This is a genomic window from Elusimicrobiota bacterium (assembly GCA_016722575.1).
GTDB lineage: Bacteria > Elusimicrobiota > Elusimicrobia > FEN-1173 > FEN-1173 > JADKIY01.
On the sequence record JADKIY010000001.1, the window covers coordinates 366,485 to 385,081 of the forward strand.

Consider the following 18,597-nt stretch of genomic DNA (forward strand, 5'->3'; position numbering starts at 1 on the left):
ACCAGTTAATGGCGCAAGGCCGCCTGCGCGGGGGCTTAAGCGCGGGGGCGGTTTCCGGGGAGCTTGGCGAGGAGGGCGGCCAGGGCGCAGGTGCCGGAGAGGCCGGAAAAGAGAAGCCCGGCCCCGATCAGGAAGGACAGCCACCGTTGACCCGTGGCGAGGCCGAGGACGACCAGGCCGCCCGCGACGATTTGAACTTGGCGCTGAATCGGAAGGGGGCCGCCGGACTTCATTGTGGGATACCCGGCGTTCTTCCAGGCGTCCACGCCGCCATCGACGAATCGAATCCGCGCGAAGCCGGCCTGGCTTAAAACCTCGACCGCTCGGGCCGTGCGGATGCCCGTTTGGCAAAACACATAGAGATCCCGGTCCCGGGGGAGGGTGTTCAGGGTCCGGTCCAATCGGCTCAAGGGGTGATTGACCGTGTTCGCGATGCGTTCGTGCCGGAATTCGTCCGGTTCCCGAACGTCCACGGCGAGTGCGTTCCCCGTCTCCAGAGCGCGCCGGAACTCTTCGACGGGGATGGTCGGCGAGGTCATGGACCCATTATAACAAGGGTCCGGCCCCGAAACCGGCCCCGGAAGGCCGAGATTCCGGCGAGGGTCCGCCGGTGGTTCGGCGGACTTATTGGGGTTGTTTGTTCGCGCTGATTTTACAGATGGTGTACGCCGGGCAGAATTTGAACAAGCCGGTGAGGAGGGGCAACAAGCCGATCCAGCCCCAGGGGTTTTTGGCGATCAGGGCGAAGGCGATCAAGCCGGCCCCGACCGCGACGCGAAAAGCGCGATCCGCTCCACCCACGTTGCATTTAATCATGTGTTCCTTTTAAGATCGGGGGTGACGACCTCGGGAGCCGAAGGCTCGTTTATTGGATGTCCGGAATTCCCCAAAGGCAACCGAATTAACGGGACCGAACGTCTTTTTTTTCCAAATGGGTTCGAAGCCAGCGCCGGCCCCGGAGGAGGCGGCTTTTAACCGCGGGGAGGGACAGCCCCAGCGTTCGGGCGATGTCGCGGTTTTTCATTTCCCGAACGTCGCTCAGGACGACCACGGCCCGTTGATCGGCGGGGAGGCCTTCCAGGGCGTGGCCCACGGCGCGGCGAAGCTCGTTTCGGCGGGCCCGCGCCGCGGGATCGTCGAGCGGGTCCTTCGAGGCCAACGCCCCCCGGGCTTCCGCGTCCGGACCCGCGGGCAGCGGTTCCAAAGCCTCCCGGCGTTTTCGACGGAGGCGCATCCAGCAGAGGTTGGAGGCGACCCGGTACAGCCACGTTCCCAGGGACGAATCGCCCCGAAATCCCTTCACTTTTTTGAAGGCGGCCAGCATCGTGTCCTGCAAAACGTCCTCGGCTTCGGCCGGCGCCTGGGCGCAGACTTTATGGGCGAGGCGAAAAAGCCGGTCCTGGTAAAGCCGCAGCAGCCCCTCAAAGGCTTTTCGGTCTCCGGCGCGGCTTTTTTGAATGAGGAGGGTCTCGTCAACCATGAAGCCGTCATTGTATCATCCAAACATGACTCGCCAAGCCAAGTTTCCAATGAAAAGGGCCCGCAACGGGTTTCTGGCGCTGGTGTTCTCTGCGGGGGCCGGCGGCCTTCACGCCGCGCCGCCGTCCCCGGACAATCCGGAAGGTGTTAAATCCATCGCCCTCTGGGGCACCGGACTCACCCTGCTGGCTTTTACCCTTGATCGGACGGTTCAAAGCGACATTCGATCCCAGAACTTCATCGCCAAGAGTTTGGATCACGGCGATTACGCCCGAAAAAGCACCGTCATGGAATTGCTGGGGCAAACCCAAGTGCCCTTGGCGCTCTCCGGAGTCCTTTACGCCGGCGGCGTCCTGGGCCAAAACGAGCCGCTGCAGCGCGTGGGGCGGAGCGGTGCGGAAGCCCTGGTCGTCAGCGGGGTCGCTGTCCTCGGGCTCAAGACCGTGTTCGGTCGCGGTCGGCCCTACGTGGACCACGACGCCGACACCTTCCACGCGCTCCACGGGGCCGCCGCCAAGAACGCCTCGTTTCCCTCGGGCCACGCCACCACGGTTTTCACCTTCGCCGCCGTCGTGGCGGACGAATACGATTCCATCGTCGTGGACTCCTTGGCGTACGGTTTGGCGACCGCGGTGGCGGTGGGGCGCCTTTATCAAGACCAACATTGGGCCAGCGATGTGGTGGCCGGCGCCACCCTGGGAATCGTCACGGGCAAAGCCGTTCGACGGTGGGACAAGGCGCGCCACGGGGGCGCCCTGCGCACCGACGGCCGGGGGGTGTACTGGGTGTGGGCGTTCTAAAACGATTTTTTCTGATGGCTTTCTTCGCGACGTCGATCGGGGGGCGGACCCTTCAAGCGGACGAATCCGCGTCGACCACCGCCAACGGCTTTGTTTACGCTCGTCCGCGCCTCTGGACCTGGTTGAGCCGCCAGGTCAAAGACCAAAAAGAATTCTGGGTCCGTTCCGCGTCCCGGGACCGGTGGCCCGTGCTGGGCCTGGTGACCGTGAGCACTCTTTGGCTCACCGCCCGGGACCAATATCTTTTTGAAAAGGGCTATCGTCTGGGCGACCAATGGAAGGTTTCCCACGACGGGGTTCAGCGCACTTTTTTAAAAACCAAACTATGGCCCTCCAATTACGTCGTGCGCCTGAACGGCCCCTACGATTTGGGCACCGGGCTGTATTTCCTGGGCGATGGTGTGACGCATTTCACCATCGCCGGGAGTTTCCTGGCCTACGGCCTCGCCAAGGAGGACAACCGGGCCTTGCAAACCTCAAGTCAATTGGTGGAAGGCATTGTGGCCAACGGGTTCCTGGTTCAGGTTCTCAAACACGCCACGGGCCGGGAGAACCCCAACACCGGCACGGCCAAAAACGGCAAATGGCGACTGTTTCCCAATCAAAAAGAATACGCCAAGCACGTCAACCAATACGACGCTTTTCCGTCGGGTCATTTGGCCACGGCCATGGTGACGGTGACGGTCATCGCCGAAAATTATCCCGAACACCGCTGGATCCGCCCCCTGGGCTACACCTTGATGACGGGATTGGCCTACCAGATGGTCAACAACGGGGTTCATTGGGTCAGCGACTACCCGCTGGCGATCTACATGGGATACACCTTCGGCCAAATCGCGGTTCATCACGGGCGAACCCCCTTGGGGGCTTGGGAGGTCTCTCCGATGTGGACGGGTACCGCGGCCGGACTTCGGATGGTTCACCGGTTCGGGGGAAGGGCGCGGCGGGCCGGCGATTCGGCCGCCGAAACGACCAATTAATAGAAGGCGGCCCCGAGGCCATTGTCGGGGCGCCGTGAGGAGGATGGAATGAAGTGGGTTTTTTTACTGGGGTTTGGCGGCATCGGTCTGGGCATTTTTGTCGGTGGGATCGCCTGGGGGCTTAAACGGCACGCCCTCGCCGCCCACGGGCGGCGAGCCACGGGGCGCGTGGCCGAATTGCAAGAATCCACGTCGGTCTCCGAGGTGAACGGCCGCAAGGTGGCCTCCGTTTCCTATTACCCGGTGGTGGAATTTCAGGCGATGGACGGGACGACCCACAAATTCCGGGGCAGCACCGGGTCCAGTTCACCCTCCTACGAAGTGGGATCGTCCGTGGAGCTCTTGTACATGCCGGACAACCCGTCGAACGCCCAGATCGCCGATTTCAGTCAATTTTGGTTGGGGCCCCTCGTGCTGTCCATTTTCGGTTTTGTTTTTTTAGCGGCCGGGATTGGGGCCTTTGTGATGATCGGTCGCTCGGACGAGATCTTCGGGCCGTCCTTTGACCAGCGGATCAATCGCGGGTCGTTGTACGAATCCAAGCGCGGGGTAAAAGTTTCCGCCATCGTACGCGAAATCGAACCGGCGAAGAAATGGGGGCGCACGACGGGGCTGGTGGTGATTTGCGCGGCGCCCGGGCTGGACGGCCGCGAGCGTCTGTTCCGTTCGGCGCCGCTGGCGGTCAATCCGGGCGCGGGCTTGGTGGGGCGATCCGTCGACGTGTATGTGGATCCCTACGACGCCGAGCGGTATTACATTCACATGGATCCGCTTTTGCTCCCCACGGCGCCGGCGTCCCCCCGCGAGGGCGCGTGGTGAACGGCGCCGGGCGGTTCGCCCGGAGGGGTCAGGACATCTTCCGCAGGTAAGTTTTGTTGAAATACTTTTCGTCCACCGGGCCCACTTTCATGTCCGAGAACTCGATGATGGATTTTTGCCCCCGGACCGTGGCGCTTTCGATCACGTGGCGTGTGGGCCGCAGGCGGCCGCCCAGGCGGCTGTAGCCTTCGTAGGTCACGGTTTTAAGATGGCGGCCGGAGATCGAGTAGAATTCGGCTTTCAGCGGCGTGTATTTTTTCTTTTCCACCCAGAAAATGATTTTGTGGTACGTGACGTCGTCGCTCTTCGCCATCAGTTGCAGTCGGTAATAGGCGTCGGTCACCTCCAGGAATTCCGCTTTGTAGTCCCCCGAGAAATTCGCCCGGGACAAATCCCCGTTGGCCACTTCGCCCATCAGCCGCTGTTGAAAAGACACCCGGATCGGCTGGGAGGTGCCGGGGATGATGATCCAGAGGTTCCGCCCGATCATCAGGAGGCTTTTCCCCCGTTCCACGGCGGGAAACGCCGTGCGGACGACGGATTTTTCCCGCCCCCGCACCCAAATCTGATACCCCGCGCGTCGCGGCTCTTTGGCGGAGGCCGAAAAATCGCTCACAATGGCGGTCACCTGATAATCTTCCTGGGGGTTGCGCACGGCGTCGGCCAAGGCAACCACCCGGTCGGCGGTGATTCCCTCCGGACGCCCGTAAAGCGGGCCGGCGAACAGCGCGAGAACGAGCGTCAAGCGGGTTGCGGTTTTCATGATCACACCTGGTGGCGGAGGGCCTCCGCGATTTCAAGTCGGGAGGCCTTCCAGCTGGGATAAAGGATTGAAAAAAAAGACGAGCCCACGGCGATGGCGAAGGCCTGGACGAACACCCGGGGCACGAGACGGACGTGGGCCACCCATTCCATGGTGGACCCCGGCGGGGGCGGCATGGGGATGCCGAAATGGGAAACGAGGCGGGCCACCCCGACCCCGGCCAGGGCGCCCAGAACGCCGCCCAGGAGGCCCAGCAAAAGGCCTTCCATAATGAAAACGGCCATGACCTTCCAGCGGCTCGTCCCCATGGCCCGCATGGTGCCGATTTCCCCGATCCGCTCCAGCACCGCCATGTTGGCGGTGTTTATGACGCTCAATATGGAAACGATCAGGATGATCCAACGGAGAATGCCCATTTGCCGGTTCAGGAAATCCCGGGAATTGTTGTAGACGTCCGCCAGGTCCTCCCAGGATTGAATCTCGGTGGCGTACCCCCGGGACTTAAATAACTTTTCCAAATCCCGTCGAACGGCCCGGGTTTTGGAGGTGTCTTTGAGCAGGACGATGAGGGATTGAACCTCCCCGGTGTAGAGCAATTTGGCCGCCGTGGAAAAGGGCACCCGCAGGACATGGTCGTCGAAGGCCTTGGCGCTGGTGGAAAACACGCCTTTGACCGTGACGTCCAAGGCGTTCACGGATCCCCGCACGGTGTTCGAAACGATCACCGCCGTGTCGCCCGGTTTGACCGCGAGAGACGCCGCCAATCCGCGCCCCATGACCACCTGAAATTTGTCCTTCGCCTGCAAGTTCTTTCCGGCTTCGATGCGGAACATGGTGTTCATCTTGCTTTCGCCGCGGGGATTGACGCCTTGCCCCACGAAGGAGACCGAGGTTTCCCCCCGGCTGATCAACCCCGCGAATTCGATCCGGGGCGTGACGATGTCCACGTCGGGGTGGGCCAGCACCACGTCCATGACCCGGTTGTGGTTTTTGAGAAGGTACGCGAAGGGCCGGGCGGCCCCGTAGCGAAGGTAACCTTTTTGAAATATCTGCAGATGGCCGAACTGGGAGCGGATGTAGCTTTCCCGAAGCTGGACCAGGGAGTCGTCGATGAAGCCCCCCGCGAACACCAGCGCCACGGACCCGAAGGCGATGGCGGCCAGGGTCACGGACGTGCGGCCGGGACGGCGGAAAATGTTGCGGAGGGGGAGCGTCCAGTAAAACATCAGGCCGCCGCGATTCGGCCGTCGTGCAGGCGCACCACCCGGTCGGCCGCGGCCATGATCTGGGGGTCGTGGGTGGAAAAAATAAACGTCGCCTTGGTTTCCCGGTTCAATTCTTTCATCAACGTCAAAATTTTTTCCCCCGTGTTCGTGTCCAGGTTGGCGGTCGGTTCGTCGGCCAACACCACCTTGGGCGATCCCACCAAAGCCCGAGCGATGGCCACGCGCTGCCGTTGGCCGCCGCTCAATTGCGAGGGTTTGTGATCCAGAAAAGATCCCAGGCCCACCCGGTGGGCCATCTCGTTCACGCGCCGCCAACGGTCCCGTCGGCCGACGCGGCGGAGAAAGAGGGGGTATTCGATGTTTTCGGCCACGGTGAGCACCGGCAACAGGTTGAAGGTTTGAAACACGTAGCCCAACCGTTCGGCGCGAAGGCGCGTCAACCGTCGGGGGGAAACGTCCGTCACCACGGTGTCGTCCATCCGGATGCGGCCCGCGGAGGGCGATTCCACGCACCCCAGTAAATTCAGGAGGGTCGTTTTGCCGCTGCCCGAAGGGCCGGCCAAGGCCAGGAATTCCCCTTCGTTCACCCGCAGGGTGACGTTTTGCAGGGCGTGGACTTTTTCAGTCCCGACCAGATAGGTTTTGGAGACCTCCGTGACTTCGATCAACGGTTCGGGGTTGGCGGCGGCGTCCACGGTCCCTCTTGACAAAAAAGGTTTGGCATGTCAAACAGTATAGGGCACAATGATCAACACTTCAAGGGCGCGCGCGCCGGTTTTCCGTCGGTCGCGGCGCTCTTTCTTGTTCGGGAGAACCTGAATCCATGAAACTTCTCAGCGTGGCGCACGCGGTTCCGAGCCGTCGGGTCGACAACGACGAAGAGATCGCCGCGTTCTGCCGCCGGAATTGGATGTGGTGGCCCTTGCACCGGCTTTTCCGGAAAAAGATGCTCCAGGGATTCAAGCTCTCGGGCACCCGCACCCGTTACCGGCGCGCCCCGGGCGAGACCGCCTCGGGCATCGCCTGCCGCGCGGCCCGGGAAGCCATTGAAAAGGCGGGCCTCGCTCCGGGCGACATCGACATGCTGATTTACGTCGGCGTGGGCCGCGGCGTGCTGGAGCCGGCCACGGCGAATTTGTTCAAAAGCCTTTTGGGGCTGACCAACGCCACCTGCTTCGACGTTTTGGACGCCTGCGCCAGCTGGGTGCGGGGCATGTCCATCGCCCAGAGCTTCATCCACCAAGGCACCCACAAGACCGTGATGGTCATGAACGCGGAATTGAATTACGCCGAATATTGCGGGGACCACGCCCTGCGCCGCCCCAAAGATTTGTATTTCCGGTTCGCCGCCCACACCATCGGGGAGGCGGCCACGGCGACGATCCTTCAAGACGACGGCCGCCGGGACAATTTCTATTTCTCCATGAAAAATTGGGAAAACACCTACGACCTTTGCCAGATTCCCCTGCCCAACCGGGCGGATTTCGCCGGCGATTACCCGTCCCGGACCCCCCAGCAAAACATGGTGTTCGTGGCGGCCTCCCGGGAACTTCTCACGGCGGCCATCACGAAACTGACCGAGCAGTTCAAGGAAGACCCCCGGCTGAACGGCCAAACCTACGACCTTCATTTTTGCCACGACGTCAGCGACTACTCCACCAAACTGGTGGCCAAGGCGCTGAACGTCCCCCTGTCCATGGTGTATCGCACCCACGAAAGGTTCGGGAACACGGTGTCGGCCTCCATCCCTCTGGCCCTGTCTCTGGCTTTGGCCGAAGGACGGCTTAAAAAAGGAATGAACCTGCTTCTCACCTGCGGCAGCGCCGGCGTGACCACCGCCTACCTCCAATTCCGCTATGACTGACCGGCGGCCCCGGTGATCTTCAAAACCCGCGTCGCCCAGCGGGGCTGGATTCGAATTCTGGCGGCGGGGGCCCTGATGTACGCCTACGCGGCCGCTTTCTTGGTGGTCGATCTTCTGGCCCGGTTCGGCCAGGCGACGGTCCTCCGCCTTTGCGGCCTTCCGCCGGTGGATCGTCGCCGGTACATCGCCCTGGACCGGGGCCGCGTTCCGCCGTTGACCCCGTTCGACGGTTTGAATTGCAATTACTGCGGGTACGCCAACGGCGTTCTCGCTTGGTCCCGGGAAATCGTGCGCCGCGTGGAGCACTATTGGTGCCCCGTCCGGCACGCCGCGCCCCTGGAAAGCGACGTCAACCCGGCGGGTTACGCGGCCCCCGGGGACCGCGCGGCCCTGGACCGCTGGCTGGAGCCACCCCGCCCGTGACGGGTCGCCCCGCGGCGGTCGCCCCGGCCCTCTACCCCTTCGCCTCCCATTACCTGGAACGGGACGGCCACCGACTGCATTACCTGGACGAAGGCCGGGGGGCGCCCGTCGTTTTGCTCCACGGAAACCCCACCTGGTCCTTTTATTATCGGCGCGTGATTCAGGACCTTCGGGCCGATCACCGGGTGATCGCCCTCGACCACCTGGGGTGCGGCCTCTCCGACAAACCCCAGGATTATCCTTACCGTCTAGAAAACCACATCGCCAACGTCGAATTTCTGATCGAAACCCTGGGATTGGAAAAAATTTCCCTCGTGCTCCACGATTGGGGCGGGGTCATCGGCGCGGGGTACGCGGTTCGCCACCCCGCCAACGTCGTTCGGTGGGCCCTGATGAACACCGCCGCTTTCTGGCCCGAGGGTTATTTGCCCCTCCGCCTGCGGTTGTGCCGCGTCCCCCGAATTGGGGAGTTTCTCATTCGACGCTTTAACCTTTTTGCCCGCATCGCCCTGGCGGTGGCCGTGCGGCGCCCGGAGCGATTGACCCCCGAGATCCGACGGGCCTATCTGGCGCCCTACGATTCCTACGCGAACCGAATCGCCACCGCGCGGTTCGTGTTGGACGTCCCCGATTCGCCCCGCCACCCCAGCCACGCCGCGGCCCGGGCCGTGGAAAACGGATTGGCCCGCCTGGCCGGACTCCCCACGCGGATTTTTTGGGGCGAGCGCGACCCCATTTTCAACGCCCGCATTCTGGCGGAATGGGAACGCCGGTTTCCGAACGCCGTCGTGGATCGATTTTCCCAGGCCGGCCATTACGTGCTGGAGGACGCCCACGAATTCATTTTGCCCCGCCTGCGGGAATTCCTGGACGCGCCGGCCCCGTGACGGACAACTGGAATTTCGTCAATCGCGTCCGGGACGTGGCCCGATCGGACCCGAACCGTCGCGCGCTTATTTTCCCGAGGTCCAAGCCGGGCCGCTCCCCCGTGGACTACGGCGCGGTCACCTTCAAGGAGTTGAACGAGGAGAGCGACCGTTACGCCCAGGGTTTGCGGGCGTTTGGGATCGGGCGGGGCACCCGGGTCCTTCTCTTGGTGCCCGTGAGCGTCGAGTTGCTGACCCTGGCCCTGGCGCTTCTCAAAATGGGAGCGATTTTGGTGTTGATCGATCCCGGCATGGGAAAGAAAAGCCTTCTGAAGTGCGTGCAACACGTGCAGCCCCGGGGGTTGATCGCCGTTCCGCTCGTGCACGCCCTGCGCACCCTGTCGCGGAAATCCTTCGGGGGCATCACCCACGCGGTCACGGTGGGCGCCAAATGGTGGTGGGGCGGGCCCACCCATTGGGATTTGCGGAATCCGGTGTGGACGGAATTCCCCGTGGCCGCCGTGAGCCGGGAGGAATTGGCGGCCATTGTTTTCACGACCGGCAGCACCGGGCTCCCCAAGGGCGTTCATTACACCCACGGCGTTTTCGACGCCCAAGTTAAAATTCTCGAGCGGGAATTCCACGCCGGGGACCGCGTGGGCCTCGCGGCGTTTCCCACCATGGCCCTTTATTACCTGGCCATGGGCATTCCCTGCGTATTGCCCCCGGTGGACCCGGCGCGGGTCGCCCGGGCGAACCCGGCGGACATCGTGGACGCCGTGGAGCGGTTCGGCGTGACGAGCGCCGCCGGTTCCCCGATGTTTTGGGACCCGGTGGTCCGCCATTGCCGGGCCGTCGGCAAGCGGTTGGACACCTTAAAAACCGTGACGATGTTCGGCGCCCCCGTTCGGGGATCGCTCCTGGAGGAGTTCGCGGCCGTGCTTCCCTCCGGGGGCCGAACCTTCACGCCGTACGGCGCCACCGAAGCCCTGCCGGTGTCTTCTTTGTCGGGCGACGAAATATTGGCCGAGACCTGGCCCCAAACCCGCGCCGGGGCCGGCGTGTGCGTGGGCCGGCCCTTTGCGGAGCTCACCGTGAAGATCCTTCCCGTTTCGGACGAGCCCATTCCCGATTGGGACGACGCCCGGGTTTTGCCCGCCGGAACCATCGGCGAGATCGTGGTCAAAGGGCCCGTCGTGACGAAGCGCTACGACCACCACGACCGGGAAAACATATGGGCCAAAATTTACGAAGGGTCCGATGTCTGGCACCGGATGGGCGACGCCGGCTACTTTGACGACCGGGGGCGACTGTGGTTTTGCGGGCGCAAAAACCACCGGGTGGAAACCGCGGGGGGCGTGTTGTATTCGGTGCCGGTGGAGGAGATCTTCAACGCCCATCCCCGGGTTTTCCGCACGGCGTTGGTGGGCCTCGGTTCCCGTCCCCGCCAGCACCCCGTTCTGGTCGTCGAGCCCCGTCCCGGGGCGGCGCCCCGGGGCCGCGCCGAGCGGGCGGCGTTCATCGATGAATTAAAAACCCTGGCCAAAAACCACCCCGCCCTGGGCGAGATTCGGGACATTCTATTCCACCCCGGGTTGCCCGTGGATTATCGGCACAACGCCAAAATCATTCGGGAAGAATTGGTTCCCTGGGCGGCGATGGAATTGGGAGGGCGCTGAGCGGTGCGGGCGTTGGTGACGGGCGGTCAGGGTTTCTTGGGTCTCCACCTGGTTCGATTTCTGTTGGGACGCGGGGCCGCGGTCCGTGTCCTTGTCCGCCGTCCGGCCCCGGAGGTCGAGGCCCTGGGGGTGGATTCGATCGTTGGGGACCTGCGGGACGCGGCGACGGTTCGGTCCGCCTGCCGCGACCGGGACGTGGTGTTTCACGTGGCCGCCCACGTGGCCCTCTGGGGGCCCTGGGAGGAATTCTTTTCGATCAACGTCCGCGGAACCGAAAACGTGCTGGCGGGTTGCCGGGCCGAAGGCGTGCCCCGGCTCGTTTACACGAGCACGCCGAGCGTTGTTTTCGACAACACGGACCAAGAAGGCCTCGACGAGTCCCTCCCTTACCCCAAAGCGTTTCTCAGTCCCTACCCGGCCTCCAAGGCCCTGGCCGAAAAAGCGGTTCTGGCGGCCCACGGGCGGGACGGTCTCTCCACGGTGGCGCTCCGCCCCCATCTGATTTGGGGGCCCGACGATCCTCACATCGTCGGCCAACTGCTTAAAAGGGCCCGCCAAGGGCGGTTGTTTTTGGTGGGAAGCGGGCGAAACCGGGTGGACGTGACCTACGTGGACAACTGCGCGGAGGCCCATTGGCGGGCCGCCGAGGCCCTGACGCCGGGGTCGCCTTTGGGGGGGCGCGCCTATTTCCTCAGCCAGGGGGAACCCCTTCCCATCGAAGAGTTCATGCGTCGCGTGGCGGGAGCGGCGGGATTGTCGCCCCGGCTCTTTCGCATTCCTTATCCTCTTGCCTGGGGCGCCGGTTGGTTGATGGAAAAATTCGGCGGCGGAGAGTCGGGCGTCCCGCTCTTAACCCGTTTTCTGGCGGCCGAATTGGCCAAATCCCATTTTTACAACATCGCCGCGGCCAAGAAGGATTTTGGTTATTTTCCACGGGTCGGCACGGAGGAGGGGTTCCGACGGCTGGCGGAGAATCTGGCGGCGGGGGGCGCCCCGTCCGCTAGAAGTGAAGGGACAGTTCGCTGAACACCCGGTCTTGCCGGGCGTACACGCTGAAAAGGCCTTCGGGGTCGCTGCCCGAAAACACGTCGGCCCCCACTTTGAAGGTGACCCAATCGGACATCTTGTAAAGCATTTTTGGCCGAAGGATCTCGTCGCCCTTCCCGAAGTGGTGGAGGAGGATCACCTCGCACTCCAATTTGTTGTTGACGAATTTTCGGCTCAGGCGTCCCGCCACGTAAAGCCGGTTTTTCTCCACCCGAATTAAATCCTCCGAAAACCCCGGAACGTACCGGTCGATCAATTGCAGGTTTGAGTCCCAATTGTCGAAGAAGGTGTAATCGACCCCCACCATGGCGTCGTACGCCGACCGCCGGTCGACGTTGTCTTCGTCGTCGGGGTTGTCGATGGCGGTGTAGCGGCGGGGTTTGGCGACCATTTCGCCTTTCACGATGGCGTCGGACACGTCCTTGGAGAAAGTAAACCCGTAATAATTTTGACGCGGATGGCGGATTTCAAAATCGCCGGTGAAATTGGCCTCGTTCGGCACCCGGAAATAAACCGGATCTTTTTCGAACGAGTGCAGGAAAAAGACGGAAAGATCGAGGCCCCCGGCCAGCATCGACAGCCGACCCCCGGATTCCAGGGTGTTGAGGGAAACGGGGAGGGGTTGCTCCGGGATGGTCGTGAGGTCCACGCCCCGGACCAGAGGGCCCGCTTCGTCCGGCAGAAAAAAGAAATCCGAATCCACGGCCGGCCAACGGTTGGCCCGGGGCACCAGGAGGACGAATTCCTGGGAAAACAGACCACCGTTGTGCACCAGGTCCAACGCCCACTGGGGCCGCCGAATGAGCCAAGTGTCGGGCAAAATCATTTCCCGGAAATCCCGGGCGTTCACCACGTCGGCCACGAAAAGCCCGACGGCCTCGCCCCAGACGATCTGTTGGGCGCCGACCCGGACCGTGAACAATCCCGGCGACCAGTCCACGTAGGCCTCCCGCCACTCCAACGTCGATTCGTTGGTGTCTTTTTCGGTCTCCGGGGCGCCCTCGCTGTCCCGGTTCCGCTGGCGCACCGCAAAATCGTAATTGCCCCTCTCGGAAAAAAACAACCGCAGGCTGTCGTTGGGCCTCGCCGTTTGTTCCAGGTACAATTCGCTTCTTTTCCGCCGCGTGTTGCGGGGATGGGCGATCCGATAGGCCCAAAATTCCGACGCCACGCCGTGGGCCTCGAATTTGGCCAATTTCAAATCCTTGAACCCCATTTCCGGCTCCTCGGCGGCGGCGGTGCCGTAGATGAATTCCGGCAAAGGCGGGGTCGGCGGCCGGGGGACGGGCGGCGGCGCGGGCGGGCGTTTGGTCGGCGGTTCCGGGGCTTTGGCCGGTGGCGACGTTTTGGCCGCCGGGGTCATTTTCATGGCGGAAGCGGGGGGCGTCCCGGGCGTCGGGGGGGCGGCGGTCGGAAAGGGAGCGGCCAACGGGGCGGGAACCGGTTTCACCGCGGCGGGCGCGGGGACGGTTGGACGCGCCGGTTCTTCGGCGGGGGCGGGCGCCGGTGGGGGCGTCGTCTTCATGGCCGAGGCCGGGGGGCTCCCGGGCGTCGAAGCGTCGGGACCCGGAAAAGGAGCGGCCAGGGGCGCCGGCGAAGGCTTGGGCGGCGGAGGGGCCACGGGTTGCGGGGGCAACCCCGCCGTGGGGGATCGACGCGAAGCTCCTTCCAGCCGCTTGGCGTACCACGCGCCGCGGTTTTTCAGCTCTTTCAACTGCTCCGCAAAATGCGTGTCCAGGGACCCGCGGTTTTTTTGGGGTCCGAATCCCGTGTCCCGCCGGGCGCGTTCCAGTTTTTTCTTGGCGTCGAGGTAGGCCGTGCGCATTTTTTGTTCTTCTTCCCGGGCGTCCTTTTGAAGCCGCCGAAGCACCTTTTCCAATCCCCAGCCCGATTTCAGTTTTTCTTCGTACGCGGAGATCGGCGGCAACGCGGCCCGGAGGGCGATCGGAAACCCCGCGATCAATCCAACGAGGAGGAGATGAAAAAAAGGCCACGGGAAGCGAAGCGGGGAGCGGGGGCGGACCATGATGCTCAAGGATAGTAGAAGTGTTCTTAAAAATCCACTCGTCCGGCCGGTAAGTATTTCGGGGGGTCGAACTTGTCAGGAGGAACAATTGAACTTATATTAGGGAGATGAAAAACCTTTGGGCCACGGCCGGCGCGCTTTGGGGGTTGGCGCTCGCCGCCGGCGCGGCGACGACGGAAGGATTGTCCACCCCTTTTCTTTCGATGGGGGCGGGCGCCCGGGCGGCCGCCTTGGGCCAGGCCTACACCGCCGTGGCCAACGACGCCACCGCCGTCTATTGGAACCCCGCCGCTCTGCCCTTTTTGCACCGCCGCACCGTGACGTTGATGCACGGCGCCCTGGTGGGTTCCGCCATGACCTACGACTACGCCGCCTTTGGTCAAAAATGGGGCCGCCACGGCGGCGTCGGGGTGGGCCTCCAGCATTTATCCGCCGGGGGGCTCGTCTTGGCCGACGCGAGCGGGGCGCGCCAGGGAGAATTCAAACCCCGGGATTTCGCCGGTTCCTTGGCCGTGGGCGGGCAATGGTCGGGGGCGGCGGTGGGGGCGACGGTCAAGCTCGTGCGCCGGCAAGTCGTGAACACCGCCCAAACCCTCGCCTACGACGTGGGGGTCCTCTCCCCGTTTTATTTCGGCAACCGATTGCGCCTGGGGGCCGCCGCCACGAATTTGGGCGGCGCGCTGAAATTCGACCAAGTCAAAGAAAAGATTCCGGCGACGCACCGGGGGGGCGCGGTCGTTCGCTTTTCCCCCCGAGCCTTCGCGTCGGTCGAGGCCGAGAAAAAAACCGGGGCCCGGGCGGCCCTTCGGGTCGGCGGCGAATACGCTCTGGATTGGAAAACCGGCGCCCTGGCCCTGCGGGCGGGTTACGACAGCGGACTGACGGAAGACCGCGGCGCCGCGGGATTCACCGTGGGCCTCGGGTTGGGTTTTGACAACGTGAAGGTGGATTACGCGTTGATTCCGAACCGGGAGGGCGACGTGTCCCATCTGCTGTCGCTGACGACGTGGTTTTAAAAAGGCGGCGTCGCGCGATGGGCCTCGGCGCGGCCCTGTGGATGAGCCTGTCCCCGGCGCTGGAGGCCGCGCCGGTGTTTGTGCGCACGGGCGCCCTGACCTTGGCGGGGAATTCCAATCTGGTCGCCGCCGCCGTCGACGCCGCGGGGACCAACGCCTATTTCGTGAACGGCACGGGGACCGTCACCAAAATCCGTCTGAGCGATTTCACGGAACAATCGTCCCTGACGGTGGCCGGCGTCACTTCCGTGGGGGCGGCGGCCATCGATACCGGCCTCAACCAACTGTATTTCACCGCCAAAGTCTCGGGCGTCGTTAAGCTGGTTCGCGTCCAGTTGGCCTCCTTCACCCACACGCCGGGGTCCGACCAGTTGACGCTCCGTTCGGACGCCATCAACGTGCCCACGGCCTTCGCGGTGGACGCCACCGGCCACCTGGGTTACGTGGCCGCGGGGAAAAGTTCCGCTTCGAACCCGGCGGAAATGATTCGGATCAATTTATCGACCTTCGCCGTGTCCTTTCGGAAGAACGCCACCTTCCCCGACGATTTGAACACCGTGGCGGGGGCGATCGACGGTTCCTACTTTTACGGCCCCTCCACCACCCTCTATCTGTCCGGCCGTTTCGCCATCGGGCGCGTGATATTGTCGAGTTTGGTCCTGGACGCTCCCACGGCCCAGCCGTCGGGGTCGCCCTCGGCCCGGATCGGCCTGGTCGACACGAGCGCCGGGGAGGCTTTTTTCACCACGACCACCGGCGTCGTCTGGCGGGTGAAGACCGGATCCTTCCCTTCCGCCGCAAGCGTTGCGCTGGCCGGATCGCCCACCCCCGCCAGCGGAATCCTCGACCGCCAAAATCGATTTTTATTTGTGGGCACCAGCGAATCGCCGGGGAAAATTAAGCGGGTGGATTTAACGACCTTCGGGGCCTCCGGGGAACTGACGATGAACGCGGGGGAAAACAACCTGTCCTGCGCGGTGTACGATTCCGTGGCGGGGTACGGCTATTTCGGCACCAACACGAGCCCGGCCCGGATCGTGAAAGTGCAACTTTCCAATTTCCTGGGCTCCCCCCCGGTGAACTTGTCGTTGCCGACCGTTTCGGGGTCCCCCATTCAAACCCAGACCTTGACCGGCACCGACGGATCCTGGGGCGGCAGCCCGAGCGGCTTCTCCCGACAATGGCGCCGGTGTAATTCCGCCGGGGCCGCCTGCTTCGACATTGGGGGCGCGACGGGAACGACTTACGTCCTTGGCGTCGGGGACGTGGGAAGCACCGTTCGATTTCGCGTCACGGCCAGCAACGGGAGCGGATCGACGGCGGCCGATTCCTCGGCGACCGCGGTGGTCCAAGCGTCGGTTGTGGCCGTGGCGAGCCTCGCTCTCTCGCCGTCGACCGTTCAGGGCGGCACCGCCACCCACGGCGCGGTGACGCTCGTTTCGGCGGCGCCCGCGGGGGGAAGTTCCGTCGCGTTGACCAGCCTCGACTCGGCGGTGGCCAGCGTTCCGACCAGCGTGCTGGTTCCCGCGGGGCAAACGAGCGCCGGTTTTTCCGTTGACACTTTCGCGGTGGCCTCCGACACCGCGGTGACTTTGCGCGCGACGGCCGGGGGCCAAACGCGGAACGCGTCGTTGACGGTCACCGCTGAGAGCGAAGAAAAACCGCCCCACGTGTTCCCCAACCCCTACCGCCCCGCGGCGGCGGGCCCGCTGACCCTGCAGGATCTTCCGGTTCAAACGGCGGCTAAGATCGTGGCGGCGGACGGACGGTTTGTGCGGTCTTTGACCACGGACGTCAACGGCACCGCGACCTGGGACGGGCTGACGGAAGACGGGGAGCCGGCCCCGAGCGGGATTTATTTGGTCTTGGTGGAGAAGCGGGCGCCGGTCAAGATCGCTCTACAGCGTTGAGCGCGGCGCTTCGGCGGGCGCCGGCGCGGGGTCCACGGCGCCGACGTTGATCACGAAATAGCGGGTGTCTCCGAAGAGGTTGCCCGGCAGGCCGCGGTGTTCCTGGTAGGACAGCGCCACCCGCTGGCCGATGGTGGCCTGGATCCGCCGCGCGACGGTCTCCTCGCGGACGGTAAAAACGAATTTTTCCGGCATGGCCCCGGGCAGGTTGACCATGGCCAGTTCCCCTTCCCAGGTTTTGATCACCCAGCCCTTTTTGGAAATCTTTTGAACGTAACCCGCCCGCTCCCCCGAGGAATACACGTAGGTCAACGATCCCCCCACCCACAGGGCCAATCCGGCGAGGGCGGCCAGCAACGTTAAAATCGAATATTTGATCAACGCCCTTTTTATTTTTTGCCCGAGAGGGACGGGAGCGGCCTCGGCGGATTTCGAAGGTTCCATGGAATTTGTCCTTTAATTTTTTGGCGCCCGCCAACGGGGGGCGAAGCGAATCAGGAACGTAAAAAGCCGCGCGGCCATCTTGCCGGTCCCGTGGGCGATCATGGCCTCGTAGGCGTGACGCTGAAATTCCTTAAGATCGGTTCCCGAATAGCACAGGGCGCCGTCCTTGAAGCAATAACTGCAATACCGCTCGGATTCCCGTGGCCCGGGGTCCTTCCGAAGGGGCATCAAACAGCTTTCGCAGGATGTTCCCATGGCGCGCCTCCTGGCTTTCGTCTAGATCCGTATAAAAAAATCGGAGGGGGAGGCCGCTCCCCCGCGACACTTCCGCTAGCGCGGTCGGGATTCTTCGAATCCCAACCGCACTTTTAAAAAATCGGAGGGGGAGGGATTCGAACCCCCGGTGGGCTTTCACCCACAGACGATTTCAAGTCGTCCGCATTAGACCAACTCTGCCACCCCTCCTGCGGGGTTTCGGGCCTTCTGCCCCGGCGTAAATCGCCGGGACGGCGCCGAAATTTCAATCAAATCGTCGGCGACCGGGCCCGCGCTTTGCGATAAACAGGCGCGGGGCGTGGCCGCACGGACCTACTTCGCCCCGCCGTCCTCCAAAATCTCGTCGACTCCCTGCAGACTGTCGTCCACCGCGAAGGTCTTGATGTAGTCCTTGGGAATATTGGCCGGAGCGGTCGCGCCCGGCGCGGCGCCGAAGGCCACTTCCAGCTTGTCCCCGGGGTTCAGGGTCGCCGATTGGCCTTGCGCCGTGATTTCAATGGCGCCGGTGAAACAGGCGTAAGTGGATTTTTTCTTGTCGTCGCTCAATCCCCAGAACACCGTGCCGCGCACGGCCGCCACGCAGGCGGGGGTGCGCACGGTGAATTTATTGCGCCCTTTGAGCCGGTTTCGAAGTCCGATCAGGAATTCGCCCCGGACAAAGGAGAGCGCGTCGCCGTTTTTGTCGCTGCGAAGGGAAAAACGGGAATTTTCTTTCACGAGGACCGTGGCCCCGGACTTAAAAGCCACTTGGACCCGTCCGCCGTCCCCGGTGCGAATGGTGTCGTCCCGGCGGAATTTTTGGCCGGCGCGCAGGGGGCGGTATTCGGTGGCGCCGGCGGCCCGGACGAAGGCTTTGCCTTGGAAGGCTTTGAGCGAGGCGTCGTAGGCGCGGGCGGGGGAAACGGCGAGGACTCCGAGGAGAATCAAGACCCACTTTTTCATGGCGCGTCCCCTTTCCGGGACCCCCATCGGGGGAGGT

20 protein-coding genes and 1 tRNA gene are annotated in these 18,597 nt (G+C 63.6%); 10 read left to right on the forward strand and 11 right to left on the reverse strand.

Going from position 1 to position 18,597, the window contains the following annotated elements; translation table 11 throughout:
- Nucleotides 1-35: 35 nt before the first annotated feature.
- The 3 genes from IPP68_01665 to IPP68_01675 form a co-directional block, all read right to left on the reverse strand.
- On the reverse strand, nucleotides 36-539 hold the full coding sequence (locus IPP68_01665; protein MBL0349069.1) for a rhodanese-like domain-containing protein: 504 nt from the start codon (nucleotides 537-539) through the stop codon (nucleotides 36-38).
- 85 nt (nucleotides 540-624) lie between these two features.
- Complete coding sequence (locus IPP68_01670; GenBank protein ID MBL0349070.1) at nucleotides 625-813, reverse strand: DUF2892 domain-containing protein; 189 nt, start codon at nucleotides 811-813, stop codon at nucleotides 625-627.
- An 88-nt stretch (nucleotides 814-901) separates the two neighbouring features.
- Nucleotides 902-1,480, reverse strand: a complete 579-nt coding sequence (locus tag IPP68_01675; protein MBL0349071.1) for a sigma-70 family RNA polymerase sigma factor — start codon at nucleotides 1,478-1,480, stop codon at nucleotides 902-904.
- 49 nt (nucleotides 1,481-1,529) lie between these two features.
- Between IPP68_01675 and IPP68_01680 the strand changes: the two genes are divergently transcribed.
- The 3 genes from IPP68_01680 to IPP68_01690 are packed head-to-tail and all read left to right on the forward strand — an operon-like array spanning nucleotide 1,530 to nucleotide 4,078.
- Nucleotides 1,530-2,279 (forward strand): phosphatase PAP2 family protein, encoded by a 750-nt coding sequence (locus tag IPP68_01680; GenBank protein ID MBL0349072.1) that lies wholly within the window; start codon nucleotides 1,530-1,532, stop codon nucleotides 2,277-2,279.
- A 14-nt stretch (nucleotides 2,280-2,293) separates the two neighbouring features.
- The gene (locus IPP68_01685) at nucleotides 2,294-3,259 is read left to right on the forward strand and encodes a phosphatase PAP2 family protein (GenBank protein MBL0349073.1); all 966 of its coding nucleotides are present in this window, start codon (nucleotides 2,294-2,296) and stop codon (nucleotides 3,257-3,259) included.
- 48 nt (nucleotides 3,260-3,307) lie between these two features.
- The gene (locus IPP68_01690; GenBank protein ID MBL0349074.1) at nucleotides 3,308-4,078 is read left to right on the forward strand and encodes a DUF3592 domain-containing protein; all 771 of its coding nucleotides are present in this window, start codon (nucleotides 3,308-3,310) and stop codon (nucleotides 4,076-4,078) included.
- A 28-nt stretch (nucleotides 4,079-4,106) separates the two neighbouring features.
- Here the strand turns inward: IPP68_01690 and IPP68_01695 are convergent, their stop codons facing one another.
- The 3 genes from IPP68_01695 to IPP68_01705 are packed head-to-tail and all read right to left on the reverse strand — an operon-like array spanning nucleotide 4,107 to nucleotide 6,735.
- Nucleotides 4,107-4,841: an outer membrane lipoprotein-sorting protein gene (locus IPP68_01695; GenBank protein MBL0349075.1), complete on the reverse strand. Its 735-nt coding sequence runs from the start codon at nucleotides 4,839-4,841 to the stop codon at nucleotides 4,107-4,109.
- A 2-nt stretch (nucleotides 4,842-4,843) separates the two neighbouring features.
- A complete protein-coding gene (locus IPP68_01700) occupies nucleotides 4,844-6,067 on the reverse strand; it encodes an ABC transporter permease (GenBank protein ID MBL0349076.1) in 1,224 nt (407 codons plus the stop codon).
- Nucleotides 6,067-6,735, reverse strand: coding sequence for an ABC transporter ATP-binding protein (locus IPP68_01705; GenBank protein ID MBL0349077.1), 669 nt, complete (start codon nucleotides 6,733-6,735; stop codon nucleotides 6,067-6,069). The genes IPP68_01700 and IPP68_01705 overlap by 1 nt, the downstream gene beginning before the upstream one ends.
- Before the next feature lie 155 nt (nucleotides 6,736-6,890).
- On the opposite strand from IPP68_01705, the gene IPP68_01710 reads away from it, so the two are divergent.
- Genes IPP68_01710 through IPP68_01730 form a run of 5 tightly spaced genes read left to right on the forward strand, consistent with a single transcriptional unit; the run spans nucleotide 6,891 to nucleotide 11,925 of the window.
- Nucleotides 6,891-7,931 carry a hypothetical protein gene (locus tag IPP68_01710; protein MBL0349078.1) on the forward strand — a complete coding sequence of 347 codons (1,041 nt, stop codon included), beginning with the start codon at nucleotides 6,891-6,893 and terminating at the stop codon, nucleotides 7,929-7,931.
- Between the two features lie 12 nt (nucleotides 7,932-7,943).
- Nucleotides 7,944-8,354, forward strand: a complete 411-nt coding sequence (locus tag IPP68_01715; GenBank protein MBL0349079.1) for a hypothetical protein — start codon at nucleotides 7,944-7,946, stop codon at nucleotides 8,352-8,354.
- On the forward strand, nucleotides 8,351-9,241 hold the full coding sequence (locus IPP68_01720; protein MBL0349080.1) for an alpha/beta fold hydrolase: 891 nt from the start codon (nucleotides 8,351-8,353) through the stop codon (nucleotides 9,239-9,241). Before IPP68_01715 ends, IPP68_01720 begins: the two co-directional genes overlap by 4 nt.
- Nucleotides 9,238-10,899, forward strand: a complete 1,662-nt coding sequence (locus IPP68_01725; protein MBL0349081.1) for an AMP-binding protein — start codon at nucleotides 9,238-9,240, stop codon at nucleotides 10,897-10,899. The genes IPP68_01720 and IPP68_01725 overlap by 4 nt, the downstream gene beginning before the upstream one ends.
- 3 nt (nucleotides 10,900-10,902) lie before the next feature.
- A complete protein-coding gene (locus IPP68_01730) occupies nucleotides 10,903-11,925 on the forward strand; it encodes an NAD-dependent epimerase/dehydratase family protein (GenBank protein ID MBL0349082.1) in 1,023 nt (340 codons plus the stop codon).
- Here the strand turns inward: IPP68_01730 and IPP68_01735 are convergent.
- Nucleotides 11,900-13,981, reverse strand: coding sequence for a hypothetical protein (locus IPP68_01735; GenBank protein MBL0349083.1), 2,082 nt, complete (start codon nucleotides 13,979-13,981; stop codon nucleotides 11,900-11,902). The two genes, IPP68_01730 and IPP68_01735, sit on opposite strands and share 26 nt — an antisense overlap.
- Nucleotides 13,982-14,079: 98 nt before the next feature.
- Between IPP68_01735 and IPP68_01740 the strand changes: the two genes are divergently transcribed.
- Together IPP68_01740 and IPP68_01745 are read left to right on the forward strand one after the other, a co-directional pair.
- Complete coding sequence (locus IPP68_01740) at nucleotides 14,080-14,988, forward strand: PorV/PorQ family protein (GenBank protein MBL0349084.1); 909 nt, start codon at nucleotides 14,080-14,082, stop codon at nucleotides 14,986-14,988.
- Nucleotides 14,989-15,005: 17 nt separating this feature from the next.
- A complete protein-coding gene (locus IPP68_01745; GenBank protein ID MBL0349085.1) occupies nucleotides 15,006-16,898 on the forward strand; it encodes a hypothetical protein in 1,893 nt (630 codons plus the stop codon).
- Here IPP68_01745 and IPP68_01750 read toward each other — a convergent pair.
- The 4 genes from IPP68_01750 to IPP68_01765 all read right to left on the reverse strand — a co-directional run bounded on the left by IPP68_01750 (nucleotide 16,887) and on the right by IPP68_01765 (nucleotide 18,560).
- Nucleotides 16,887-17,342, reverse strand: a complete 456-nt coding sequence (locus tag IPP68_01750) for a hypothetical protein (GenBank protein MBL0349086.1) — start codon at nucleotides 17,340-17,342, stop codon at nucleotides 16,887-16,889. The genes IPP68_01745 and IPP68_01750 overlap by 12 nt on opposite strands.
- A 12-nt stretch (nucleotides 17,343-17,354) precedes the next feature.
- Nucleotides 17,355-17,597 (reverse strand): hypothetical protein, encoded by a 243-nt coding sequence (locus IPP68_01755; GenBank protein ID MBL0349087.1) that lies wholly within the window; start codon nucleotides 17,595-17,597, stop codon nucleotides 17,355-17,357.
- 122 nt (nucleotides 17,598-17,719) lie between these two features.
- Nucleotides 17,720-17,807: transfer RNA gene (locus tag IPP68_01760), tRNA-Ser, on the reverse strand.
- A gap of 123 nt (nucleotides 17,808-17,930) precedes the next feature.
- Nucleotides 17,931-18,560, reverse strand: a complete 630-nt coding sequence (locus IPP68_01765) for a FecR domain-containing protein (protein ID MBL0349088.1) — start codon at nucleotides 18,558-18,560, stop codon at nucleotides 17,931-17,933.
- Nucleotides 18,561-18,597 lie beyond the last annotated feature (37 nt).